The sequence below is a fragment of the Sporosarcina sp. FSL K6-2383 genome (genome assembly GCF_038618305.1).
Taxonomy (GTDB): Bacteria; Bacillota; Bacilli; order Bacillales_A; family Planococcaceae; genus Sporosarcina.
On sequence record NZ_CP152017.1, the window covers coordinates 303543 to 330075 of the forward strand.

The following is a 26533-nucleotide window of genomic DNA, read 5'->3' on the forward strand; positions in this document are numbered from 1 at the left end:
ACCCAAAAAGGATATACAATATTTGCACTATTTCATCCGTAATTTAATTGTACAACTTTGCTCATACATAACAATCATTAAAAGTTGACGAAGCGTCTATCTAATAGACACTTCGAACTGGACTGTCTATTTTCGGGAGGTTTTTTGATGGATGACCAACAAATTGAGACATCTCAGCGACAAAATCGAACAAGAGAACATTTAAAACTAGCACTAATCGAACTTATTAAGAAGAATGGGTACCATTCCGTTTCTGTAAAAGACATTGTAAACTGTGCTTCGTATAATCGGAGTACCTTTTATGTCCACTACCAAGATAAAATAGAACTTGCGAAAGATTTACTCGATTCCATGCTTCAAGGGTTAGAAGATTCAGTAGGAAAGCCATATGTACCTGGACAGAAAGTATATACTACGAAGCTAAATGCATCATCCTTTAATATCGTATCGTTCATTTATGAGAACAGGAATTTTTTTGAGTTGATTAAATTCGAAGATACTTTACCAGGATTACATACACGATTCCCTCAAACGATATTAAAAATTTATCAGGAACAGTTTGTTTTCAAAACGATTAATAATATCCCCGTCAACATGGATTATTTTAAACGTTACACAGCCTATGGTTTTCACGGACTATTGCTGAACTGGATTACAAGTGATTTCAAAGAAACACAAGATGAGTTTATCCAAGAAGTAACGGATCTATCAAAAACACATATTTATTCGTTTAAGTATAAGAATGAATAACCTTTTAGATGGGGCTACTATTCAGCTTATAATGATTGTTTTTCAAGTAATAACGAGGCTTCATCACGCGGTGTTTCAAGGTATCAGGCACAGACATCCATTTTCGTATTGTGGCTATGCCTAACATCTTGAGCAATTAAGTAGAAATGCCAATCGATGTGTTTTCGTATTGTGCATCCTTTAATGCTTTCAGGATAAAATGTGCAACATCCGCACGGGGGATTGACCTTGATTTTTCAGGTAAGCCCGTTATAGATTCTCTGTATTTTCCTGAAAAGGGACCATTCGTTAACCCCATCGGTCTAGCAAATGTGTAGTTCAGTCCATGCGCTTCAATATAATCTGTAGCAGCCCGATGATCTAGTAGCGTATTTTTAAGCACCCTCATAATCAGTTTCCCACTTATGCCTGGCAGTTCTTTATGAATTCCCGCAGATGCAGTGTAGACGATTCGTTTCACATCATGCTCTTGCATACCAATAACAATATTTTTCGCCATCTCCTGGAGCTCTGTTGACTTTTTCATGCCCTGGCTAGAGCCTAAGCAAGATACGACAGCATCATGACCCGCTATTGCTGCTGAGACCTCTGCCTGATTGAAAGCATTTCCTTTAATAATCGTTAAATTCTCATGAGTCACTTCGAGCTTGGTCGGTGTCCGTACAAACGCCGTTACCCCAAAACCACTCTCTACGGCCTGCTTCACGACAGATTGACCTACCCCGCCCGTTGCGCCAAAAACAATAATTTTCATAGCACTTCACCTTTCTTTTCTATTAGTATTCCGTCCTCTTAAAAATATCCTATTTATAGCAAATATACTACCAATAATGGTTAGCGCCGTCTATATGGATCTAGGGTACCTAGTAAACATGTTACAATCAATGCATGAGAAAACGGTTGGAGTGACGAAAATGAGTAAACGTGAACAACAAAAACAACAACGCCGACAACATATTATCGAGATTGCAAAGGATTTATTTTTGGACCGAGGCGTGCAAACTATACAAATGCAAGATATTGCGACTGCTGCTGACATTGGGATTGCGACGTTATTCCGCTACTTCCCCAAAAAAGAGTTTTTAATAGTTGCCGCGACCAATGCGATTACAGCTGAAATGGCTACGGATGTCGGGGGCATTGTTGAGCAAACGATGACTGCCTATGAAAAAATCGAACAAATTTTGGACTATTATATGGGCATCATCAAGGATCCAGAACTGCGCTTGGCGAAGTTTTTCGAGTCCTTTGACTTATATGAAAAAATAGCAGAGGAATCACCTGAACAATATGCTGAATACTTATCTGCACGAAGTAAATTAGCTAGTATTTTATTAACATTAAGTGAGCAAGGCAAGCAGGATGGCTCGTTAAGATCTGATGTTGAATTGGATGTCTTTATCATGACAATGGTGCAGAATTTTAGCCTATTCACCTATAAATCAAGCCTAACTAAACATGATACTGATCTATCGAGGTTACTTTCCACGGACAAGCAACTGACGATGATGAAGGATGTATTTTTACGCTATATTCGCTCATAGCAAACAATGGACGTATGAATTGACATTTGAACGGAAAATTGTTATCTTATAATTACGAAATGTGATAGTCGACTATCACATTATGCGAATCCATTTTAGGGAGGCTTTTTACATGAGTCGTTTATCAGGTAAAGTAGCAGTTATTACTGGAGCAGCACAAGGTATGGGTGCAGCACACGCAAAATTATTCGTTGAGCACGGCGCAAAAGTTGTGTTAACAGATTTAAATGAGGAAAAAGGACATGCATTAGCAACTGAATTAGGCGAAAATGCAGTTTTCGTTAAACAAAACGTAGCATCTGAAGAAGAGTGGGCAACAGTTATTGCGAAAGCAGAAGAGGTTTTCGGTCCAGTAAACGTATTAGTAAACAACGCCGGGATTACAATGGCGAAAAATATGCTTGATATAACAGTGGAAGAATACCGCCGCATCGTAGACATTAACCAAGTGTCCGTATTCCTAGGTATGAAAACCGTAGCAGCTTCCATGATGAAAGTCGGCGGTGGTTCAATCGTCAACATTTCTTCAATGAACGGCTTAGTAGCTGGTGCAGTCGGCTATACGGATACAAAATTCGCAGTTCGTGGTATGACAAAAGCAGCGGCGATCAACCTAGCACCAATGGGCATTCGCGTAAACTCTGTACACCCAGGCGTAATCGCTACACCAATGGTTGTTCAAGAAGATACAAAAGCAGCTGTAGAAGAATTCTCCAAACATATTCCATTAAAACGCGTAGCACAACCAGAAGAAGTATCAAACATGGTACTATTCTTGGCATCTGACGAATCTAGCTACTCAACAGGTTCAGAATTCGTTATTGATGGTGGGTTAACTGCGCAGTGATAGTAGTGTGTATGTGATTTTTTAAAGGCCGGTTTTCTATTAACTTAGAAAACCGGCCTTTGTTTAAATGGACTTATTAAGCTTCGGTGCTTCCATTTTGTTAACATCAACAAAAGATAGTCTATTCCCTAGGAAAAGTGAATCCTATCACAGTTTAGTTCCTACTTTTCATTTATACTAGTCTCAAAGCATATTAGTCTTACTCAAAACATACAGCGAATGGGAGTGGGTAAATAGTGGAAAGTTCAAATGTTCTATTCTGTGCTCCGTTACAACAATTGAAGGATGAACATCAATCATTGCAAGGAGAAATGAATCACTTTTATGAACTTATCGAGGAAATTGATTTTGAGACAGGTCCTACGGTACTACAACTTTTTACAAAACTATATGAACTTATATTTTCCTTCCATCCTAAACTTTTGGCACATTCTAAACTTGAAGACGACAGCTTATTTCCGTTGATGAATCAACACCCTGGGGAACACAACCGAACCATTGAAATCATGGAATTCGAACACGAAAAAGCTGAACAACATCTACAGGATTTTTTATCGGAGGCAGCAAAAGCCATTACATCGAAGAAGGGAGATGAGCATGACCTGCAGGCCATCACTGTATATGCATTTCAAGCATACACAACTTTAACGCAACATTTTGTGAAAGAAGAAAAAATACTATTTCCAATGGCTGAAAGTTTACTTTCAAAAGAGGAGAAAGTAGAACTAGCGCACCTTTTTGAACGATTGTAACAGTGATGATGCCCACACATATCAATCCCTATCAGGAAACTTTTTACTTATTCAGGATTGTATCGCTTCAAAATTACTCTCCACCTTTGCACTTAATGCACCACTGTTTGTTGTTGAATGTCCATCCCCAACTAATGTGACATCCAAACCACTAATAGTGACTGTTCTGACTACACAAAAATCTCACTTACTTATGACACGGCTCATATTACCTCATCCCGGGGTGCCAAGCTATCACATTCAACGATAATAGTGACTGGCATCCTGGGTTCAATGGATGCGCTTAGAAAAATGAGTTAACCATATCTTCCCCTTTCGAAAAATCTAACTCAAATCCCTTCATCGACTCTACCCGGTCCTGCTGCACTTGACCCTTTCGCGACGCATGCTTTTGTTGGAACTGGATAATCATACGATCCCAGTTCTTTCTCAGTGAAACGGGCGAAAGTACAACTGTATGCCAAAACACATGTTGCCCGGACCATTCAATCAGGTCAATAATTTGCTCAACCGTTCGCTTGTCCCGATCAACTAGCAATCTCATATCATTTGACCATTTTTGGAGGTTCGGTTCTTTTACTCCTGGACAATTTTGTTTCACACTTTTAGCGAGAGATAGTGCCAGTTGATAAAATTCAGAAGAAGCTTCGAATAAGAAATCACGAGTATTACTTTTCTTCTCATTCTTATCATTCTTGTTAGCTGTTACCTGTCTGTTAGCCGGCTGTTGGCTGTCTGTTGATGCGTCTGTTGCCACTTCCCCTAAACCTTGATAGAATCCCCAATTCACAATCGTTATCCGTCGATTTTGATGTGTTGATTCATCTGTTAGAAATCCGTAGCGTTCGAATCTTTTAAGCGCCGTTCGGATTTTTTGTATGCTGATGTTTTTCCCGCATTTTTGGACAAGCGACGGCAACGAAGTAACGAATTGCCCCGGTTGCGCAGAAAACGATTCTCCCCGCCACTCCCACTGTTTCACACTGTGATTGGCCATCATAAGCAACGTCATTAGAATTACCTTCTGTTCGGGTGTTGCCTCTATCCATATTGGCTTTTCAAGTATCACCCGATGAATCTTTATCCAACCATGATTCATAACCCTTCACCTGCTTTATCTATTTTGTGAACACCCTACTCACTGCTTATATAGATCACTGTGGGGGAAAAGGATACATCGAAGTGAAATTATTTTTTAAATGATTTATTAATCAACAAAAACCACCAGAAATCCATCGCTAATTGATTGATGGATTTCTGGTGGTTTTTAGTTTAGATTCAGGTATAAAGTGAATTTATTTGGATAGTAGTGAAGACAACACAATTCATCACTTTTCCAACAATCTTTTTGCTAACTCACGATCTTCTTTATCTTTTGTTGTCATTGCAATATTCTTAATGATTTCCTGCAGAGCAGATTGTTGCGAAATCGATGGAGACCATCCTACGAGTACACTGAGTGCATGGTATTGTAGACTTACATTATCCGATGCAAGAGCAGCTTGAATTAGTGGCACCCCCACTCCTTCGTACCGATACAAATCTTGAATAATGCATTGCAGACAATCTTGTTCTTCATTTGATGGATTTGATAGCGTTAAATGATTTTCCGCAAATGTGCAGATGTCTTCGATGTACTTACGATTATTTGTATCCATAACAGCCACATAGAGTGCACTGTTTGTGGGATTTCCCCCCAGCATATTAAACAAATTCTGCGAAACATCTAATTGATAAAAGAAAGCAATTTCAAGTGCCTTTACATTGTTTTCTTGCTGTAGTGCATCCATCGCAAGCTGTGGCCATTTGGCATCATTTATAAAGGGGTGAATCGCTTGCTGAATAGAAGTGTACTCATGTTGTTTCCACTGATCATTAAATCGTTCTTCCCAAACTTCACTATCTTCATTTAAAAATTCACTTATTTTCATGAGCGGATAAAAATCCTCAAGTGTTTGACAGTGCGTATTCGCATGATACACGAAACGCGAAAGAACTTCGCTTGCATATGGATAATCTTCGATGCCTTCAGGTGAATGCTTATTAAGTAATGCTTGGATGATATGACCTGCTCCATCATAAAGCTCTTTCGAAATCGTTTCTTCGTATAGAGCAACGTCAAGCTCTCCTTTTACGGCACAAGTATAAGCTAAATACTCATCCATAATACTATTGCTACAGCCCTCTGTCAGCAACCATTGTTTTATTTCTGGCGTCGTTGCTTCCAGTCGTTCAACAGCCGCAATCTTGCCCCAACCATGAACGGACTGAGCAAGTTGCCAAACTTGGTCGTTTGCCCGCGTTGTGCCATTTTTCAATGCAAATAGGACATACGGTGTGAACTCTTCATGCAGACCTACTGTGAATAATAGCTCTTTATACTTTTCACAATCCGTACAGCCAAGTACAGTGATTGAAAATTTCACAACCTCTCGATGCGCTGCATGCTCCAGTAGCCATAATGCCTCTTGCTGTACAATGGCTTCATCGAATTGAGCTTGCTGGAATTGTTCAATGAATGCATTGCTATAGCTAGCTATATTATCAAATATCACTTTTTCGTATGTGGCTTTTCGTGTTTTAGTAGTAGGATTATGTAACTGTTCTTCAAAAAGCTTTAGTAGTTTCTTCACATAAAAGGGTGTCGGGATATCACTAGCAACATGATCGAATAAACCCGCAGCCAATCGCGGTTGATTTTCATCATACAAATAATCTTCATCCGGCAAATGATCATCTACTATTTTAGTATGCGTTTGAACTTGTTGTTGAATAAAGGGAACAATTTTTTCTTTATTTTCCCACGGAAGAAAGTCTAACTTCAGAGAGTCATCCAAAATGGTTTCATTATCTACTTTCACAATGCAATTCAGCCTTACATAACCACCCAGTTTAACGGAAACAACATGCTTTGAACCATCTTGCAGATGAAGTGTCCCTGATAACTTGGAGAACGGGATAATATGGGAAAGTATAGACTTTCGCTTATTCCTATCCACTGTTACACCATCAATGATCAGTAACTCTTCTTTCATCTGGTTTATGACTTCAATACGATGCCCTTTATAATTCATCTTCCACGTCTTATGTACTTCTTTTTCTACATCTTTCACTGCGTTACGCATTTCACGCTTAAAATCATCTTTAAAACCCATGAAGTCCTCCTTGGAGTAGGTGTTAAGTGAACGGTATCAACACGTTTCCGAATTGTCCCGACATCTGGTACCTTTAATTAAATTTCTTCATTACTTCGCATTACTTGAAAGTAGTGCTGTTTGTCTTATACTACCAATAATGGCTGGGGTGGTCTATATGGATTGGGGATTATGTGGAATGAAATAAGGTGCTTGGTTCCCGACGGTAGTTGTTGGGGATCAGGCACCTTGTTTGGTTTGTGGTTGAATCAATTCGTGAATAATGAGCGTTCCGAGTTTGCATGTATTGTAGGGATTTCCTTGTCGATCGGCGTCTTAGGGTGCCTGGCATAGACATCCATTCGCGTTCTTCCGCGAATTGTGGCTGCGCCTGGTATCCTGGGTCAGGCTGCCCACTAATACGTGTCGTCGTCTTTACGGAAATCCTTTCATTGTCCTTCGTAACTATGTCATATCCTTTTTAATTTACATGCTCCGCCAAATTCCCATTCGTATACATCGCGACTTATAACTCACCAATGCGTCCCATGAGGTGTCGTAACTCAGCTGGATTCGATCCCCGGCTGAGTTCTCGCTCTAGCCAACTCATTACTTCTCCTAGGGATTAGATGATTTGCATTTGAGTGAGGGCCATGGGGTTCTCCTCCCTTTACAACTTCCATTGCACTTCAGGAGCTCAGTAAAAATTTTATATACGCAACTAATTTAACTACCACAAAAGTTCATGTTATTTGTGATACGGTTCAGCATATCATCGCAAAGATAAAAAATTTGGATCCATCAGTTAATGACCCTCCTGATTTCATGACATGTTTCATCGAACGTTTAGGCAGTAATATTATATACTGACTTTGAACATTTCCATGCAAAGTTTGATTTGCTCTGAATACTTCTTGATGTCTCTTTCAATATCGGAAGTAAAAATATTAATCTTTTCGTTTTGAATAGCAGCTGTTTTTTTATCGTTAAAAAAAATTACAAACTCTTCTACGCTATAACTTTCAATATCATCAATTCCTATTGTTGAAATTAATAAAGCTGTGTATGTCTGTAATCGTTTAAGGGTTTCTAATTCCCAATTGGTCAATAGGTTGTCATACGTAACAATAGCTTTATCACACTCTCTATTAATGTCATATATAATTAATATATATTGGACGAATAGCTTTTGAGGATCTTCAACTGGTGGAAAATCCCGTAACATTCTATTTTGATACTTAATAAATAACAACAAATCGTGTAAGGCAAACTTTTTGATTTGAGAAATCTCTTCATATTTCCTTTTTCGAAACCCAATGAAATAAATCAAAAAACATATAGAAATAGCTAGTCCTGTTGATAATACATAAGTCACTATTTGCTTCATTTTCTCAATATCCAATACGAAGTTGAAAGTCACTAAGTCTTTCAACCCCACAGTAGAATTACTTGCAATAATACCTGACAGGCAGATAATAATCATTAGAATAAAAGATAAAATGTAAAACCGTGGTCTTTTCATATAATTATCTCCTATACGGGTATTCAAATATTTTTCAAATTCTCGCAAATGCAGTTTTAACTCTTCGGCAGTTCTGCTTAAATCTGTGGTACGCACTAAATTATTTTTTAACGAGGTTACTTTCGTCAGATTAATTCCAGCGAATCGAAAGAGTAGTCGTTTAATTTTTTGTCGTTCTTTCGGTTCACCTTTTACCCTTACAAACACTTGCTCATAAGTATTATACAGGGCCAATCCATATACTACAGGGAGATTCATAACCAACAATAAAATAGGGAGTAGAAACACTTTCAAAGTTTTTATATTTAAAATCTCTTCGGGACGTTGTATTAAGTTGTAAAAGGTGAATATAATTACCACAATTCCAAAAATGACAAATAGTCCATCTAAGTTTTTTTTGAAAATCACATTTTTTTCTTCTCTCGATGCAACTACATAAACCCCTCCAAGAAGTAGGGCGATTGGGAAAATCAAAATTTCAACAACCAAGTTAAACTTCCAAAAATTTAGGACGAATTCGATAATCACGATAAATGCAAGATTGTCTTTAATTAGTTTTACAAAGAATCGGCCATCTTTTGCATTTTCAATTGTTTTTACAAATAACGGAATAAATATTAAAATTATCCAAAACAAGGTGTTTTTCAATAACGATAAATCCCAAAAACCGGCATGATTGAGATATAAAACAGTTAGCGAAAAGAAGCTTAGAAATACTATATAAAAAACAACAAACTTGCGACTAAAGACAATCGGTAAGACAGATTCAAAAAAACTCCTTCCAGCTTTTGTGAAGAGACTGATTATAATGGCTATGATAACCCAACAACCTAATGCAATCTCCCTGTTATTAAAAACGTTCTGAAGTGCATCCATCTAAGACCTCCTATGCTGTTCTACACTTTGCTGCACGGTTTTTACACAAACTTAGGTTAAACATTTCTACAGTGAAGAATCTCTCTTTCGAAACGCAATAATTAGATACAAAAACAATAAATCCACAAAGGCCAAGCGGCTTGGACCTTAGCCGTTTATCTGCAACATGAGGAGGGGCCAACCCTGTCACCCGGGTTAAGTGTCCGCGCCCAGCAAACATTTAATTCGGTTTTCTGCACTATCTAGAAAGGTAAGTAATACATAAAATGAAAAGCCACCAATGGCGACTGACCTACCGGATCGCTTTTGGGGACTTATTTTTTTGTAATTCCTGAATCGGCTCTTCTTTCTGACTTTTCCCCATTTCCAACCTTCAGCTTTATGACAGATCCTTTTTACGTTAACTCCGTTCTCCGCTTTATTATTATTTGTGATACGGTTCTCCGTAACTAGACTAAGTGCGGTTTTCTCTTTCGTATTCCTCTACATATTCTTTCAATTCTTCAATAAATTTGTCTAATTTGTGATTTTTTATTATCTTCTTTTCAGCATTGCCGCCATAGCCCATAGTAATCGTCCGTGTAGCTATCATTGAATTTAATTTATAAGCGTAATCTATTAATACCTTATCATCACTTACTATATCAATAGCATTTTCTAATCTGCTAAAGTGTAATTTAGTTAATCCTTTAAGCTGATAGTTATATTTTTTATAAATAAAATTTGATATTGATATAAATAAATTCCTTTCAAATTCACTAACCTTTGAGTAATTAAAAATTAAAGTTTTATTTTTATTGATTTCTTCATAAAAAGATTTTAATATCTCTATACTCTTCATTTTTATCCCCACTATTCACTATTAATAATTTTTTCACATACGTCTAGTAAATTTGATATTTCATTTATAATCTTTATTAATCTATCTCTATTAGGATAAGCTAGTTCCTCTTCAAGCCCCCTAGTATAATCAATTCTCCATTTAGATAACGAGATAAAATTTGAATAAGTTACTGGTTCATAATTTAAATACTTTGTAAGAGTTTCATAGGCAGAATGTCGTCCAAAGTTAGGATTATCTATTTTAAAACAGGTTAATATACTAATGTTTCTACATAAGAAAAATAACATTGATAAATCATAACTATTTACTCCGTTTTTTAACAAACTTTTCTGAACACTGTTAAATAAGTCTCTATACAATTTCATATTCTTTTGATAGCCATCAAAATTGGATAGGTTGATAAAAATATCTTCATTTTTTTTATTAAAAAGATATTTTCCTTCCTTTTCTAAATGCCATAAAAATAGGGAACCATCTATAGACATTTTGTTGAATATCTCTTTAGTATATAAAGAGACATTCACTTCCTTGGCGGAGATTTGGTAATATATTTTCTCTATTACCTTTTCTCTCTCTATTTCTGTAAGTGAATCCTCTACTAAAGCAAAAATATCTATATCAGAATTAATATCAGCCTCGTTTCTTGCCACGGAACCGTAAACCATTACAACTTCTAGACCTTTTATATAATTAAAATTATATTCTTCTATCATTTCGAGATTCTCCTATAAACCCCTGATACAAGAAAGCCAAGAAATATATAACCTAAAGTATTTTCAATAACAAAAATAACTTTTGTAGTCATTGTATTAGGAATATAATTTCCATAACCCATTGTTATAAAATTGGTATAGCTAACATATATAGAATCCCAAAAACTCAATTCTACTAAAACATTACTGGCTGTTGTTGTTGAGAGATATTCAGCTTTAGTGCAAAGGTAAATTAAAATAGCAAATACAAATATTATAGTAAGTGCTGCTCTAAAAAGTCTCGATAATTTTAAACCATACCCCCATATCAAGTCATTCAGACTTAACAAAATATAATTAAAGTATGCTTTAACTCTAGAAACAAAATCTTCTCTCTCTTGATGATAACTTGTTTCGCATTTTACACGTTCCATCAATAATGACTTTTCTGCATCTAGAATTTTTATTAATAATTCGTCCGCACCTTTGTTATCACCAATGCTTATTTGATTTAATCTAAGTTCTTTTAATAATTGTATTTTCAAATTTGTCTCTTGTGGTAAACATCCCAAAACTTCTTTTAGATTAACTTGACACTTCTTAAATTTAACATATCTGATATTGCATGAATTAAGTTTTACATTCGATAAATCACAATTTATGAAAACCGAACCTGTTAAATCTACATTATTAAAAGTTGCATATCTTAAATAACAACTTTCAAAAAGCGAATTATTTATACTACAACTATTAAAATTAGCTTTTTTAAGACCAACATTTGAAAAAGTAGACTTAAATATTCTAACTTTCTCCAATAAGAGATTATCTTCTTCTTCGTATTTAATACATACCTTTTCACGTTCTACTTCCAAATTAATTTCCTTAATACTTATAATTTCAAGATCCAATAGTATATCCCTCCTATATATATATCCAAACCGCACTTACTTATGGTACGGTTCCCCTTATCATAAATAAAACTACCCCCCTCATTCCTCCATTAAATAGTGATACAACTTCCCCTCCACAGCCTGCTCCATCACCATGTTCATATGCACCACGGGAAGCTCCTTCCCATTCTTATCAACCATCCGGTCTTCTTCAACACTAGATTTATCTGGAATTCCTTTTCCAAGATAGTAGAAATCAGTTCCTTCATCGTCATCCTTCTTTACAAATATGTGAATATCCATATTGTTCCCTGGCGATTGAATAACTTTTTGTACTTCATTAGATTGCAACGTTCTGTTACTTCTTGTGTACCATTTAAAAAGCTCCGGGCTCAGGAACTCGTCGCCGTAGTCGACACTCGATTCGACTTCTTCATTTTTATGATAGGTTACGAAGATTGGACATGTGCCATGCTTTGGCTTGTATCCGTACATCGTCGAACTTTCGTCACTGCCCCAATTCAATAGTTTACATGCATCTTTTCTTGAATACTTTTCGTACAGTGTAAGCGGCTGATCACTTTGATATTTTTCTGCTTTCTCTTTGGCACTGTCGATAACATCTTTAATTAGTTTTGTGAAATATGGATTCTTCGCCAGGCTTTCCTGTATGGATGTATTGAGCTGATAGCGTCCGGCCTCATTCATTTCCACTATCGGCTTTTCTCCGTACTTACTTTTATTGGCCAGCGTAAAAAATGAAAGGTCCAGGATACGATTTACTGATTGAAGGGTACCTTCATCTGTACGACAATCATTGGCTGTTAGCTGCTCCAAATAGTCATCGTGTGAAACTTCGTTTTGCTTCAATAACATCTCTACCAAAATAATTTCGTGCTTTCGTTTACCATTTAAAACTTCTGCAGAAAGCATTGTTAATACTTTATCTTGATAAACGCTTAATGCCGGAACTTCTTCCTTCATCTTTATTAAAAACTGATAGTAGTTCACGTACTTATCCGCAATTACCGTCGGGTCAATAGAGTGATTGGCAACAAAGTCGTATAAGTATGGAATTCTGCCAATCCTCTTTTTCAAATCAGTATAAGCATCCCTCAAAATCTTCAATGCCGTTAGATTACTTTGATTGATGGAACTAAAGATTTTTTTCTTAGCGATTTCTTCGAAATTAATCGTTGAAACACCTTTTATATAACTTGTGTCCTTCGTATGTCGACGTATATTGTCTTTATTTAGCGATTGGTCGCCTGACAACGCCACAGGAATGAGATAGTTGTTTTTATAGTTGCCGATAAAATCAATAATCGTGACATAACTTTTCGAATCGTGCTTCCGCAGACCTCTTCCAAGCTGCTGAATAAAGATAATACTCGATTGCGTTTGTCTTAGCATGACGACTTGATTAATACAAGGAATGTCGATTCCTTCATTAAAAATATCCACGGTTATAATGTAATCGAGAAATCCATTTTCCAAGAGATTTATCTGACGCTCTCGTTCCTCTGGGGAGTGGTCTCCTAGTAAAGCAACCGTTCGCAATCCCCGCACATTTAACGCATGAGATAACTCTATAGCTTCATCTTTTCGACTACAGAACATTAGCCCCTTTACACTCTCTCCAGAAAAACCATAGTAATCTACCTTTTCGAGTATATGATTAACCCGCTCCTCTGTAACAAGCTTTGATAAAAGTGTCGTGTCGTCAATTTCTTCTCCGTCACGTTCAAAATCCGTCACGCCAAAGTAATGAAATGGGCAAAGCATGTCCTCTTCAAGCGCTTCTTGTAAACGGATTTCATACGCAATGTTGTAATCGAACAGTTCATAAATATTAAAGTCATCTGTCCGTTCTGGTGTAGCTGTCATGCCCATTAAAAACTTCGGCTTAAAATAGTCAATGACCCTTAAATAAGAATCTGCACCAGCCTTATGTACTTCATCTATTAATATATAATCAAAATCTGTTGGATCGAATTGGCTTAGGTTCTCTGGCTTTGACAGCGTTTGAATACTGGCAAATAGATATTTCTTATCTACTTGCTTACTCGCACCCACATACATCCCAAAATCCTCACTGATACCACCAAGAATCCTTTGAAAATCATCTTTTGCCTTGTTTAATATCTGTTCTCGGTGAACAATAAATAACATGCGTTTAGGTGCAAAATTTCTCACGTCAAATGCAGATAAATACGTCTTTCCAGTACCCGTTGCAGAAATAACAAGCCCCTTGTCTTTCCCTTCATCACGAATCGCCTGAATTTGTAACAACGCTGCTTGCTGCATGTTGTTAGGGACTATTTTTAAAGATTCTTCGATTGCATTGGTTGTATACTTTCCAGGTATCTCAATAACCTGCTCGGCCATTCTTTTATCCGCATTCTTCTCATACTCTATTTCATAGCTTTCGATCCATTTTTCAGTGAGTAATTCAGATTCATCCCATACGTCTTCAAACTGATTTTTAAAGTGGTGAACAATATCGCCGTTTTCATGCGAAGTTAATTTAACATTCCACTCATAATTCACTTTCAAAGCATGCGCTGTTAAATTAGAGCTTCCGACGATCAGTGAGTAGTGCGTTTTATGTTTAAATATGTATCCCTTAGAATGGAAGCCTTTTAATTTTGTTAATCGTACTTCTATGTTTGTTAATTTCATAAGTTCTTTAAATACTTTTGGTTGATTAAAATATAAGTATGTAGAAGTTAATATACGTCCGCTAACGCCCTTTTTTTCGAGATCTGAAAATAGGGATTTCAGAGTAGCAAGTCCACTCTCAGTTATAAATGCAACTGAAAAAAGGAAGTCCTCGCTACTCGCAAGTTCCTCCTGTAATGTATTTAGTACGTTACTATTTTTCTTTTCATTATTGATAAGTAGCTCCGGCTTAAAACTTCCAGAATTACTTTGATTTTTATCGATAAATCCTGCATGTAAAGATGTTGTTAAATTACGAATAAAGCTTTCCATCTAAACATCACATCATTTCTCTATGTTATTTGTACAAGATCGTATTCGATATCTTTTCAATCGCAGGTATATCTGCCGGTGCCCAGTTCAGGCTCGGTAACTCTTCTCTAGTCACCCACTTTATTTCCGCGTGTTCAGAAACTATCGGTATTCCTGAAACAACCTTCGCCATAAATGTCTCTAATCGCACAATGACTTTTTCATATTCATAAGTCGTATCTTCCACATGCTCAAAAACTTCAATTGTACAGCTCAACTCTTCTTGGATTTCCCGCTTTAGTGCTTCTTCCTTTGATTCACCTTGCTCAATCTTTCCGCCTGGGAACTCCCAGTAGTTCGCTAATGTCATTTCTGGTCCTCGTAGTGCACAAAGAATTTCTTTGTTGTTATTTTCTATAATTGCACCTACAACATGTACTGTCTTTTTAATGATTCTCACCTTTACTTTCTATTCGTATCATTAGTAGTTCCGAATTATCTGTATATAAACATTATCCAACATCTACCGCCTATTATCAACAATCATACCAATCCGTCCAATAAGCATCCCCATTCCCGTTATCATGAATCGCCAAATAATCCTCCCACGTTATCACTTGTTTCAGGCACTCTTCACTACAATACTGCGTCGCGTCCGGTTCAAAGATAAACCTTTCCTGCATCGGCGTGCCACATTGAGAGCATAGTGTAGTGGTAACAGGCACTCGGATATCCATGTAATTAGCGTCATTTTTTATCCATCCGAAAAGTGAAGGAACTTAAAAAACCATTTCACGCATTAGGCACTTAAAAGTCCTTTATTTCTCGTTTAGGACTCCTTATTTGGTCCTTAATCAAATAGCTACAAACTGAATTCAACTAGGTCAGTAGTAAAATAACCCAGTTTAAGAGCCATATTGGAAGATATAAGTGGAAAAACGATTAAAAAAATAATAACCAAATAAGGTACGCTAAATGCTCCCTACTTGGTTATTATTTTCGATTGAGGACTCTATATTAAGTAATTTGATTGATTCCCAACGTATAATCCCACCTACACCGGATACAATATAGCTACATTAGAAAGGAGAATCTGATATGTCACTTGATAAGGTTGAAATAGCAGATTTGAACCATGAACAATTAGCGGCATTGAATGTCTTGGAGGATAAACTAGGAGTAACTTTAGTTGCTTATGAAAATGCTTCTGGGAACACCAATACAACTTCCGACCAATAATGATTAGACCACAAGAAGGTGCCTAGCTCTGAAAACAACGCACAATTGTTTCAGAGCTAGTGGTACCTTTTTTAATTCCTCACCAAACCGCAATCGCCCCATCTGTCCGCGATTCCGTACCACCCTGCAGCACACCCGTCACTGGATCCCGCCAAATAATCTGCCCTCGCCCAAAACTACCACCATCTGCGGCAACGGTTATGTCATGGCCTTTTCGAATGAGTGCTTGTACTAAATGATTCGGGAATTCTGGCTCGACGACTACTTTCTTCCCTGCCATCCATTGCCACCTCGGCACATCCAATGTAGCTTGTGGATTCAGTAAAAAGTCTACGGTGTTGAGCACGACTTGATAATGTCCTTGTGGCTGCATATAGCCGCCCATGACGCCAAATGGGCCGACTGCTTGTCCGTCTTTTGATAGAAATCCTGGAATGATTGTGTGATACGTTCGTTTCCCTGGCTTCAATACATTCGGATGACCTTCCTCCAGTGAAAAGTCGTGCCCTCGATTTTGCAGGCCGATTCCTGTTCCAGGTACCACAATGCCTGAACCAAAGCCCATGTAGTTCGATTGAATGAAGGATACCATATTCCCTTCCTCATCAGCTGTTGCCAAGTAGACTGTCCCGCCTTTAGGCAAGTCATAAACTTGTGGATCTAGCGCTTCATCACCAATGAGTGCGGAACGTTTTTCGGCGTATTCCTCCGATAATAGATGGGCTGTTTCGACAGGCATATCCGCTTCTTCTGTTATAAAAGCTTTGCCGTCTGTAAAGGCTAGCTTCATGCTTTCGATTTGCTCATGGAGTGCTTGGACTGACTGCCACTGTGGTTTACTTTGTTTTTTGTAAATGTTCAAAGCCATTAGTGCGACCATGCCATGACCATTCGGGGGAATTTCCCATACGTCATAGCCTTTATAGTTCACAGAAATGGGCTCGACCCACTCGGGCTTATAGGCAGCAAGGTCTTCTTTGGATAAAAACCCGCCGTATTTTTTCATATAAGTATCGATTTGATTGGCAATTTCGCCTTCATAAAAATCACGCGCATCTGTGGCAGCGATAGCTCGCAGTGTTTTTGCATGACCTGGCGAAGACCACATTTCACCCACTTCAGGTGCACGACCGTTTGGTGCAAATGTATCGAACCAGGCCTTGAATTCATCGCCCGTGAATAGTTCTTTATATTTTTTATAAGCGAATCCCCAGTATTTCGCGAGGATGGGAGTCAATGGATAGCCTTCTTCTGCGTAGCGAATCGCAGGGGCTAGCACTTCCTTCAATGGTAGCTTGCCGAATCTCTGGGATAGCTCCGCCCAAGCCGCCGGTGCACCAGGTACTGTGATTGGCACCATGCCGTGAACCGGCATCTTGTCATGCCCAAGTACTTTCACAGCTTCAGGTGTTAATGTGGCAGGCGCCGGACCAGATGCGTTGAGTCCGTATAGTTTGTCTTTGACCCAAACGAGCGCAAATGCATCGCCACCAATGCCATTTGATGTTGGTTCGACGACTGTTAGGGCCGCTGCAGTGGCAATGGCTGCGTCTATGGCATTACCGCCTTTTTGCATGATTTCCAGTCCTGCATTCGCTGCAAGCGGTTGAGATGTAGTGACCATTCCTTTCCTAGCAAATACGGTATGACGTTTTGATTGATACGGGTGGTATAAGTAATCCATGAAAATCCCCCTCGTTGCTGTAATACTCTGATTATACCTTACATAGGCGAATGCCTGTCACCGTTTTTTTTGATAAAGATAATGTTTGGTATTTTGAATAAATTTTTCAAGGCATAAGCGGGGATTTTTTCAGCGGTCTCATGTTGAGTGCGTGATTTTTCTTGTTCCACAAACGGTCCATATTCTGATGCAAGGCTGTTGTAATTATCAATAGACAATTGCGGGATACGTTTCCTTGAACTAAGAAAAAAACCTCTCAAAACTCCACTTAAGGAATTTCATGAGAGGTTTTTTATATGTCGCTTTTTGAAAAATATATCTGGGTATCTTTACGCATTTGTTTGGGCAGGACTTGATCGAGTTCCTTATTTAACCATGAAAGGGTTTTGCTACGTAGATAATCACGCATTTTTTCTTCTGCTTCGAGCATAACTAAGTTTATGGTGCAAAAGGAGGGAGCTGAACAGCATCCTTCTCGATATAAATAGCCATTATCTTTAATATTTTTACATTGAAAGATAGGTTTAGGACCTTCAACTGCTTCCACTACATCCCAAAAGGAAATATCTTCTGGAGATTTAGCAAGTTTATATCCACCCTTCACACCGGGGACAGAACTTACAATACCAGCCTTAGTTAATTTACCGAAAACTTTTGATAGAAATGTCTCGGAAAGTCCTTGAAACTCTGCCAAATCCTTTATTCCAACACTTTCTTTGGAAGGAACATCAATTAAATAAACCAGACAATGTAAAGCATATTCTACTCCGACACTATATTGCATATAAATTCACCTACTTTTGAAGGACTATCAATTGTATCTTATGGGGATTTAGAGTACTAGTCAAATGATACCTCTCTCTTCGATAAATTTATTCGTTTGACAAAAATAATCATAGCGTTTATTGTAGACTAAGTTAATCGTTGATTAACTTAGTCTACAATAAGATTTCATAGGAGGAAATAAATTGAAATCAAGAATGGAACTACAAAACAATCAAACCAATAGAGGTGGAACAATGAATATTTTACAGTTAATGGCTCATCCTGATTACAATAATCAAAAAAGAACAGCAAATCGTTTAGCAGATGTTGGATTAAAAACTTTACAAGAAAAATTAAATGGTCAAGGAACAATCAAGGTATTAAATGTTTACGATCCAAATAATTTTATCCCGCAAGTTACTGCTGACACTTTAAATTTTACTAATCCTAAAGAAATGTCTGCTGAACAATTAAAAAATCATGAAGCACAATATAAATTAATTAAACAATGGAAGTCAGCAGATTATATTTATATTTATATGCCTTTGCATAATTGGAATGTGCCTGCAAGGTTTAAAGACTATCTGGATAATATTCTAACAGCAAGAGAAACATTCAAATACACTGAAACTGGTTCAGTTGGATTAATGTCAGACGAAACTACCAAGGTCACATTTATCCTCACGAGTGGAAGTGAATATGATACTAATTACCGATATGTAAATTTAGATATTGCTCCACAATATATGCGCGGAGTATTGCACATGATGGGAATTAACCATATGAAATTAATACGTGCTCAAGGCTTAGACATGTTTACTAACGACAAAGAAGAAATAATAAAATCAACTGAAAAAGAATTAATAGATTATATTAACTCACAATCTTTCTAAACTAGAAAAATCAGTGACCTTTTGAATTAAAGGGAAAGATATTAAAATCCAGAGTTAACTAAGACTTTTAAGGAGGTAATTAAAAATGGAACAACGAATTGATTATTACAATTTGGCACCAGTAGCAATTGAAATCATGATGGAGATGGAAAAGTATACGAAAACTACAGGTATAGACCGGAAACTTCGTGAACTTATAAAAATTCGAGCTTCTCAAATAAATGGTTGTGCATACTGTATTAACATGCACACGGCAGATTCTAGAAAAATGGGAGAAACGGAACAACGTTTATATTGTATTAGCGCTTGGAGAGAGTGTACCTTTTATTCAGATGCAGAAAAAGTAGCTCTTGAGTTGACAGAGCACGTGACTTTAATCCCGACAAAACGTGTACCAGATGAGCTTTATCAACGAGTACGTGAACATTATGACGAAAGACAATATGTTGACCTTGTTCTAATTATCAACCAAATCAACAGTTGGAATAGAATTTCTATTGCAATGGGGAATACGGCAACTGAAAAATAATAACTCACAGTGAACATCTTATAGTGTTCGTTTCGAATACATTTAATAATATTGTTTATCTTCAGTATTCGGTCGCGATTGTTGAACAACATAGGTAGAAAATAATCAATTTTTTTAAAAATTAAACTTAAATCCGCTGAATAAGAATCCCTTTTGATCAATCTTTTTTCAAAAGGGATTTGTTAAATTTATCGTGAAGTATGGGTTTGTGAGATTTTTTTAATCAAACTTTATTCACGAGCTACACTAACCTGTCCTTAATATACTGTATATAAAGCTGGTTTGGCTTTATAAAAAATCCTAAACTCCGAGTACTTAGAATACTCTATTTTGGGATACTATGTTTAAATCGTAGTGTACTAATTCTCTGTAGTCTCCAGCGAAGGCACCTTACTGGGGGTAGCCCAAGCACCAAGCGTTGTTAAGAGAATTCTTCAGGTTAATTTCCCGACACGTTTACCCTTCCATTAACAAGGCAATAGATAAAAGAGGAGCGTGAAACCATGGATCATTTTGATGCAATTATTATTGGATTTGGTAAAGGTGGAAAAACATTAGCTTCACTGCTTGCTAAGGAAGGTCAGCATGTGGCGATGATTGAAAAGTCCGCTGCCATGTACGGCGGAACTTGCATTAACATTGCTTGCATTCCCACAAAATCACTCGTTCATCAATCAAATGAACGGAAGCTTTCCAGTGCTTCTAACGAGGACTTTTACAAACAAGCAATTGAACAAAAGGACGGATTAACTTCATTTTTACGTAATAAGAATTTTCATATGCTGGATGATGCGGAGGGCGTCACCGTCTATACAGGAACCGCTACATTTCTAAATGACAGCAAAATTCAAGTAACAACTGACAATGAAACACTGGAGTTATCCGCCGATAAATTCTTTATCAACACAGGCTCTTCCCCGATTATCCCAACAATCGAGGGATTGGACAACGCTGATTTCGTTTATAATTCGACGACCCTTCAGCAGTTAGAGGAGCTTCCTGAAAAACTAGTCATTATCGGCGGGGGCTATATTGGCTTGGAGTTTGCTTCAATTTATGCAAATTTCGGTTCAGCAGTAACCGTGATTGACAGCTCTCCATTGTTTTTACGCAATGAAGATCGGGATATTGCCGCTGCAGTGAAGAAAGTGCTTGAGGCAAAAAACATTACTTTTGTTGTCGATAGCCAAGTGAAGTCCATTGAAAATCGGGATGGTGGAGTGGCCGTTTCTTATCAAGCAGGTGATTCCATTCAGGCAGAGGCATACGGCAATGCATTGTTATTGGCTACGGGAAGAAAGCCGAATACAGAAGGCCTTGGTCTTGAAAACACGGCGATTGAAGTAAATGAGCGAGGGGCCATTGTCGTCGATGATGTATTGAAAACAACGGTGGATCATATTTGGGCTCTAGGCGATGTCAATGGCGGTCCTCAGTTCACGTATATTTCGTTGGATGATTTCCGGATTGTCAAAGACCAGCTGTTTGGTGCTGGGAAGTATACAAGAAAACAGCGTAACAACGTGCCTTACTCCGTATTCATTGATCCGGTTTTATCGCAGGTGGGGTTGAATGAAAATATGGCGAAGGAACAAGGGATTGCCTACAAAGTAGTGACACTTCCCGCGGCAGCCATTCCACGTGCACGTGTTGTTCAGCAAACGGACGGGCTGTTAAAGGCTCTTGTCGACCCCGACTCCCAAGAGATTTTAGGGTGTACCTTGTTTTGTGCAGAGTCGAGTGAAATGATCAATATCGTTCGGGTTGCCATGGAAGCCAAATTGCCGTATACATTTTTGCGTGATACGATTTTTACGCATCCAACGATGAGCGAGGCATTAAATGATTTGTTTGCGGTATCGATTGATTAACAAAAAACAAGACCTTCCACACCGCATGGAAGGTCTTATCATTATTCTTTAACGAATTCTTTTGTGCTTCTCACTGTATCAATCGGACGCACCATTTGCTCAATTTGCTCGCGTTGCCCTTCCAAGAATGGAGGCAACGATAGCTTTTCGCCAAGCGTTTCATAAGGTTCATCACCCATGAAGCCCGGTCCGTCTGTAGCAAATTCGAATAGAATGCCGGGTGCTACTCTTGAATACAACGATCCGAAGAAGAAGCGATCGACGAAGCCAGATGTACGTAGGCCAAAGCTTTCGATACGCTCCGTCCATTCGTCCAAAACAGCACGGTCTTCGACACGGAATGCTGCGTGATGCACTGTACCAAAGCCTTGTTGACCTGGAGGAAGCACATCATTTTTTTCAACAATGACTTGTGCGCCGTTACCGCCTTCGCCAACTTCGAATAAATGCAAATCTCCCTCTTGCCCAATTTCCTTGAACAACAAAACCTTCTCCAACACTTCTTTCATATAATCAAATTCCACGATGCGAATATGAATGGGGCCGAGTCCAGTGATAGCATATTCCAATGGAACCGGACCTTTTTGCCATGGCGTACCAGACGCAATGCCTTTATTGTTTTCATCTGAAATCATTTGGTATTGCTGGTCATCGAAATCGACGAATGACAGTACTTTGACGCCGAATTGCTCTTCAATACCTGCATGCTTCACATCTAATCGATCAAAGCGCTTCACCCAATAATCCAGTGCAACATCCGTCGGCACACGGAAAGCCGTCTTATAGATTTCGTTTGTACCATGCGTACCTTTTGGGATACCTGGAAAATCGAAGAATGTCATGTCTGTCCCGGCGCCGCCTACATCATCTGCAAAGAACAGGTGGTACGTTTGAATGTCATCTTGGTTTACCGTTTTCTTCACTAAACGCATGCCCAATACATAGGTGAAAAATTTGTAATTCTCCTCTGCGCTGCTTGTAATGGCTGTTACGTGGTGCATTCCTTTTAAATGATTCATAAGTATTCCTCCAATGTATGTTTTTTTCAAATCAACTAATTATCTCGAATTCAAGATAATATTATAATAAATAATCGACAATGTCAATGGCTTTGATTTGGAACGGCTTACACAATCTTTACATTACTTTTACATTAAACTTTTCCTTCCTACTCTATAATTATAAATAGCTATATAACTTAGGAGGACTTTTGACATGCGAATTACTGTAGGGAAAAAATTATGGATTGGCTTTACATCCATATTAGTTATTTTAATTGTCGTCGGTGCATCCGGATTATGGGCATTGATGAAATTGAATGAGGAGTACCGTTATTTAATTGATGAAAAAATAAATAGTGTTTTATTGTTTGAACAATTATTATCCAATCAAAATGAAGATGCTAAAAATGTTCATGGATTTATCATTTATAAAGAAGATTCTTATTTGGAACATCGCGAAGAAGTGGTGACTTCATTTAAAAATAAATTAAAAGAATTAGATAAACTCATACAAGCCCCTTCTGAACAAGAATTACTCAAAGCAGTCAAGGAAGCCGCCTTAAGTTATCGGGAAATTAATGAAATTGCGATAAGAGATGTCCAAGAAGGCAGTTTAGAAACCGCTGCAAAAATAGCTGCCGAGGCTGAGATGTACGAGATCGTGATTAATGAAAATATAAGAAAGCTAATGGAAATCCAAACAAATCAGCAACTACAGACTGAAAAAGAGCTGCAAGATGCGTTGGCTTTGATTCGAATACTGATTGCTAGTCTAATTGGAATTGCGAGTATTGTTACCGTAACCATTGCACGCCTTATCAGTCGTAGCATTTCACGTCCTGTAGGAACGATGACAGTAGCGCTTAAACAACTCGCTACTGGCGATTTCGCTGTGGAACCCGTGAATGTTCGCACCAAGGATGAGCTCGGAGAAATGGCGGATGCTTTGAACGACATGGTAGGTGATCTTCGTGGAATCATTATAAATGCAAGACAATCTGCTTCCCAGCTTGCGACGCATGCAGAAGAATTGTCTGCTAGCTCAGAAGAAAGCCTAGCTGCCTCTGAAATGGTTGCCGGCATTACAGAGCGCAGTTTGCTAACGAATGAACGACAGGCGTCCACAGTTAAGGAGTCCGTTATTTCCATAGGTGAAATGGTTACTGGCATCGATCGGATAACAGTAGACAATGAAGCACTACAAAGTTCTTCCACAGCTGTTTCACGACTCGTCAATGATGGAGCGACTTTCATGAATAATTTCACCGATCAAATGCAGTCCATTCGTACAACGATGGAACAATCTACAACCATCATCAGTGAAATGGCTACGCACTCAGAACAAATTCGTTCTGTCACAGCACTTATAACAGGCATCGCAGACCAAACGAACTTATTGGCATTAAATGCGGCGATTGAAGCAGCTCGAGCAGGCGAACATGGAAAAGGGTTTTCCGTTGTAGCCGATGAGGTCCGCAAGCTTGCTGAACAATCCAAGCATTCTGCTGAAGAAATTGGTCGGATGATGGACGCCATGATTCACAATGTGGGACAAGCTGTTACGAGTACAGAGGACGGCAGTCAACGTGTTCAAGCAGGGCTTGCTGACACGGAAAAAACAGCCACCATATTCAACAGTATTGAGGACGCAGCGGCTAATATGAGTCAGAAGCTTGCTACTGTCTCCATCACAATTGAACAGATTCGCACAATGACAGATAAAGTTGCCTATGAATCAGCTAGCATCGAGGAGCTTGCAGGACAATCAGCCAGTGAAGCGCAGTCCTCAAGCGCCGCAACCGAAGAGCAGCTTGCAACGACTGAAGAAATTTCGTCCAGTGCACAAACACTAGCAAAACTAGCAGAGACCTTACAAGGTGACATGGCACGATTTACGCTCTGAAGAAAGTAGATATGCTGTATTACCCGAGTGCCTGACACCACTATATTTTTAATAGCTTATGCTAACGCATCGAAAAGCTGATAGAAAACGAATACTGGCACTCGGACAGTTCACCTACATGCTATTCCCTAACAATCGGCATCGAGCAGCATCGAAAAGAACCGCCAGATTTTATAATTTCTGAGAAGTCGACTTCGATCACTTCGAATCCGCGGGCGCGCATTTGTGCGTTGACGTTTTTGTTTTGTGGCAAGCTGAACACTTGTTTATCACCGATTGATAAGACGTTCGTACCCATTGTGAATTGTTCTTCTTCGGATACTTCGATAAGTTTGTATGTTGTTGACAGCATATTGATTGTTTCTTTGTCTAGCGCCTTTGGGAAGATCAGCCCAATTTCGGGTGATAGGATATTGAACACACAGTCGAGGTGCAAGTATTTTTCATTGAACGGTACTTGGATGATGTCGTGGTCAGGCAAATCATGCCTCAATTTCTGGACTGCCTCTTCAGATGTGCGACTGCTGATACCGACGTATACTGTACCGCGGTCAACAATGACATCGCCGCCTTCCACACGATTTGTCGTTGTTTGGAATGGGATATCCTCATCGTCCAACCACTCTTCCAGTACCTCCTCCTCACCTTTACGGATGTCACTTGCCATCTCCGAAACGAAAATGTCGTCTCCAACAGTGAAGCCAATATCACGTGTGAAAACCTGTTCCGGAAATTGTGCGGATGACGGCAATGTGATTACCTCAACTCCGTATTCCTTCAGCGTTTGTTCAAAGTCTTTATGCTGGTTCATCGCAAGTTCCACGTCTATATTTTCATCTTCATACTTCTTTTGTACATCATTGATTACCTCTTCGATTGCCATGAATTTTGGCTGGCATAGGATGACACGGCGTAGCGTATCATATTCTGTATCGCATTGAGTTATCGGTGTCTCTTCCACTGGGGTGCTCATTTTTTTATCCTCCAATAAATTTAGTCGTCTTCATTGGTGTTCCCTTCGACAGTTGATTTAAACATTTTTATTTAGGGTAGTAAAAATGACTGGAATGGAGGAAATAGTATGATTCAGACAGATGATGCTTTATTGACAAAAGATGATTTTGCGAAGCGTACTGATTTGCCAGATTGGTTGTTGAAGGAATATGAAACATTTCATAGGACAGTAACAGATAAGACGTTTCCCTGTTATTTTGGGATGAACGGAGAGTTGAAGGGTGAACTACGATATGCATTTGTGACCCAAGATGATTGGTCTAATTTACCGACTGCGTTAGAGTCGTTTTTGGCACTTTTCAAAGAGCCTAATCATAAGCGGCATGGGCTCTTTGTATTTGTAGAGCCATTTAAAATTGAGGGTTCGTTGGATGATTATCGAAAGCAGTTTTGGGAGATTCTACAATATCTGCATGGAGTCGATAATAAAGAATGGCCTGCGGAAAGCCCCCGGGATTCTCAGCATTATTTGTGGGATTTTCATTTTCTCGGTGAGCCGATTTTCGTTTTTGGTAATGCCCCCGCCTACAAGCAACGAAAAACACGTAATCTTGGCAATGCTATGGTCATTGGGTTTCAGCCTAGAAGAATTTTCGAGGGGTTAAAAGGAACAGAACCTGGTGGGATGATGTCACGCGAAAAAGTACGTGAACGTGTTGCGGTATGGGATCAGTTGCCGAAGCATCCCGATATTAGTCACTTTGGCGACCCATCACATCATGAATGGAAGCAATTTTTCATTGGCGATGATGCGGAGCCTATTCAAGGTGTATGTCCGTTTACGCATAAAGAGATGAAGTAAAAGCCGGC

The 26533-nt window shown here is 38.5% G+C and carries 24 protein-coding genes and 1 pseudogene; 10 read left to right on the forward strand and 15 right to left on the reverse strand.

The genetic code is table 11. The features are described from left to right. The first annotated feature begins 147 nt into the window (after positions 1–147). Entirely contained in the window at positions 148–750 is a 603-nt protein-coding gene (locus tag MKZ10_RS01680; protein ID WP_342507303.1) for a TetR/AcrR family transcriptional regulator, read from the forward strand. Between the two features lie 136 nt (positions 751–886). Here the strand turns inward: MKZ10_RS01680 and MKZ10_RS01685 are convergent, their stop codons facing one another. Further along, positions 887–1504 carry an NAD(P)-binding oxidoreductase gene (locus tag MKZ10_RS01685; RefSeq protein ID WP_342507305.1) on the reverse strand — a complete coding sequence of 206 codons (618 nt, stop codon included), beginning with the start codon at positions 1502–1504 and terminating at the stop codon, positions 887–889. Between the two features lie 160 nt (positions 1505–1664). On the opposite strand from MKZ10_RS01685, the gene MKZ10_RS01690 reads away from it, so the two are divergent. The 3 genes from MKZ10_RS01690 to MKZ10_RS01700 all read left to right on the forward strand — a co-directional run bounded on the left by MKZ10_RS01690 (position 1665) and on the right by MKZ10_RS01700 (position 3893). Next, on the forward strand, positions 1665–2294 hold the full coding sequence (locus tag MKZ10_RS01690) for a helix-turn-helix domain-containing protein (protein WP_342507306.1): 630 nt from the start codon (positions 1665–1667) through the stop codon (positions 2292–2294). A gap of 112 nt (positions 2295–2406) precedes the next feature. Further along, positions 2407–3141, forward strand: a complete 735-nt coding sequence (locus tag MKZ10_RS01695; RefSeq protein WP_342507308.1) for a glucose 1-dehydrogenase — start codon at positions 2407–2409, stop codon at positions 3139–3141. A 236-nt stretch (positions 3142–3377) separates the two neighbouring features. Further along, on the forward strand, positions 3378–3893 hold the full coding sequence (locus MKZ10_RS01700; RefSeq protein ID WP_342507310.1) for a hemerythrin domain-containing protein: 516 nt from the start codon (positions 3378–3380) through the stop codon (positions 3891–3893). A gap of 84 nt (positions 3894–3977) precedes the next feature. Here MKZ10_RS01700 and MKZ10_RS01705 read toward each other — a convergent pair. The 10 genes and pseudogenes from MKZ10_RS01705 to MKZ10_RS01750 all read right to left on the reverse strand — a co-directional run. Next, a pseudogene (locus tag MKZ10_RS01705) lies at positions 3978–4064 on the reverse strand (cysteine hydrolase); the annotation flags it as partial. Between the two features lie 112 nt (positions 4065–4176). After that, positions 4177–4905, reverse strand: coding sequence for a hypothetical protein (locus tag MKZ10_RS01710; protein ID WP_342507312.1), 729 nt, complete (start codon positions 4903–4905; stop codon positions 4177–4179). Positions 4906–5221: 316 nt separating this feature from the next. Beyond that, complete coding sequence (locus MKZ10_RS01715) at positions 5222–7048, reverse strand: hypothetical protein (RefSeq protein ID WP_342507314.1); 1827 nt, start codon at positions 7046–7048, stop codon at positions 5222–5224. Between the two features lie 838 nt (positions 7049–7886). After that, complete coding sequence (locus MKZ10_RS01720; protein ID WP_342507316.1) at positions 7887–9425, reverse strand: hypothetical protein; 1539 nt, start codon at positions 9423–9425, stop codon at positions 7887–7889. 454 nt (positions 9426–9879) lie between these two features. Then, a complete protein-coding gene (locus MKZ10_RS01725; protein WP_342507318.1) occupies positions 9880–10266 on the reverse strand; it encodes a hypothetical protein in 387 nt (128 codons plus the stop codon). A gap of 11 nt (positions 10267–10277) precedes the next feature. Further along, on the reverse strand, positions 10278–10982 hold the full coding sequence (locus MKZ10_RS01730; RefSeq protein ID WP_342507320.1) for a nucleotidyltransferase domain-containing protein: 705 nt from the start codon (positions 10980–10982) through the stop codon (positions 10278–10280). Continuing rightward, entirely contained in the window at positions 10979–11869 is an 891-nt protein-coding gene (locus MKZ10_RS01735; RefSeq protein ID WP_342507322.1) for a pentapeptide repeat-containing protein, read from the reverse strand. The genes MKZ10_RS01730 and MKZ10_RS01735 overlap by 4 nt, the downstream gene beginning before the upstream one ends. 81 nt (positions 11870–11950) lie before the next feature. Further along, positions 11951–14845, reverse strand: a complete 2895-nt coding sequence (locus MKZ10_RS01740) for a DEAD/DEAH box helicase (protein ID WP_342507324.1) — start codon at positions 14843–14845, stop codon at positions 11951–11953. Between the two features lie 25 nt (positions 14846–14870). Continuing rightward, positions 14871–15275 carry a (deoxy)nucleoside triphosphate pyrophosphohydrolase gene (locus MKZ10_RS01745; protein WP_342509959.1) on the reverse strand — a complete coding sequence of 135 codons (405 nt, stop codon included), beginning with the start codon at positions 15273–15275 and terminating at the stop codon, positions 14871–14873. 85 nt (positions 15276–15360) lie between these two features. Beyond that, the gene (locus MKZ10_RS01750) at positions 15361–15561 is read right to left on the reverse strand and encodes a hypothetical protein (protein ID WP_342507326.1); all 201 of its coding nucleotides are present in this window, start codon (positions 15559–15561) and stop codon (positions 15361–15363) included. Between the two features lie 361 nt (positions 15562–15922). Between MKZ10_RS01750 and MKZ10_RS01755 the strand changes: the two genes are divergently transcribed. Continuing rightward, positions 15923–16063 carry a hypothetical protein gene (locus MKZ10_RS01755; RefSeq protein ID WP_342507328.1) on the forward strand — a complete coding sequence of 47 codons (141 nt, stop codon included), beginning with the start codon at positions 15923–15925 and terminating at the stop codon, positions 16061–16063. A gap of 79 nt (positions 16064–16142) precedes the next feature. On the opposite strand, the gene MKZ10_RS01760 is transcribed toward MKZ10_RS01755, so the two are convergent. Beyond that, a complete protein-coding gene (locus tag MKZ10_RS01760) occupies positions 16143–17747 on the reverse strand; it encodes a gamma-glutamyltransferase family protein (RefSeq protein ID WP_342507330.1) in 1605 nt (534 codons plus the stop codon). Positions 17748–18039: 292 nt separating this feature from the next. Then, positions 18040–18531: an Rrf2 family transcriptional regulator gene (locus MKZ10_RS01765; protein ID WP_342507332.1), complete on the reverse strand. Its 492-nt coding sequence runs from the start codon at positions 18529–18531 to the stop codon at positions 18040–18042. Positions 18532–18715: 184 nt separating this feature from the next. Here MKZ10_RS01765 and MKZ10_RS01770 point away from each other — a divergent pair, with 184 nt between their 5' ends. The 3 genes from MKZ10_RS01770 (at position 18716) to MKZ10_RS01780 (ending at position 21805) form a co-directional block, all read left to right on the forward strand. Further along, complete coding sequence (locus tag MKZ10_RS01770; protein ID WP_342507334.1) at positions 18716–19405, forward strand: NAD(P)H-dependent oxidoreductase; 690 nt, start codon at positions 18716–18718, stop codon at positions 19403–19405. Positions 19406–19490: 85 nt separating this feature from the next. Beyond that, a complete protein-coding gene (locus tag MKZ10_RS01775; protein WP_342507336.1) occupies positions 19491–19934 on the forward strand; it encodes a carboxymuconolactone decarboxylase family protein in 444 nt (147 codons plus the stop codon). A gap of 503 nt (positions 19935–20437) precedes the next feature. Further along, positions 20438–21805, forward strand: coding sequence for an FAD-containing oxidoreductase (locus tag MKZ10_RS01780; protein ID WP_342507338.1), 1368 nt, complete (start codon positions 20438–20440; stop codon positions 21803–21805). A gap of 41 nt (positions 21806–21846) precedes the next feature. Here the strand turns inward: MKZ10_RS01780 and MKZ10_RS01785 are convergent, their stop codons facing one another. After that, positions 21847–22824, reverse strand: a complete 978-nt coding sequence (locus tag MKZ10_RS01785; protein WP_342507340.1) for a ring-cleaving dioxygenase — start codon at positions 22822–22824, stop codon at positions 21847–21849. Positions 22825–23020: 196 nt separating this feature from the next. On the opposite strand from MKZ10_RS01785, the gene MKZ10_RS01790 reads away from it, so the two are divergent. Then, a complete protein-coding gene (locus MKZ10_RS01790; protein ID WP_342507341.1) occupies positions 23021–24709 on the forward strand; it encodes a methyl-accepting chemotaxis protein in 1689 nt (562 codons plus the stop codon). A 121-nt stretch (positions 24710–24830) separates the two neighbouring features. Here MKZ10_RS01790 and MKZ10_RS01795 read toward each other — a convergent pair whose 3' ends face one another. Continuing rightward, positions 24831–25682: an arginine deiminase family protein gene (locus MKZ10_RS01795; RefSeq protein WP_342507342.1), complete on the reverse strand. Its 852-nt coding sequence runs from the start codon at positions 25680–25682 to the stop codon at positions 24831–24833. Between the two features lie 108 nt (positions 25683–25790). On the opposite strand from MKZ10_RS01795, the gene MKZ10_RS01800 reads away from it, so the two are divergent. Further along, complete coding sequence (locus tag MKZ10_RS01800) at positions 25791–26525, forward strand: YqcI/YcgG family protein (RefSeq protein WP_342507344.1); 735 nt, start codon at positions 25791–25793, stop codon at positions 26523–26525. The last annotated feature ends 8 nt before the right edge of the window (positions 26526–26533 follow it).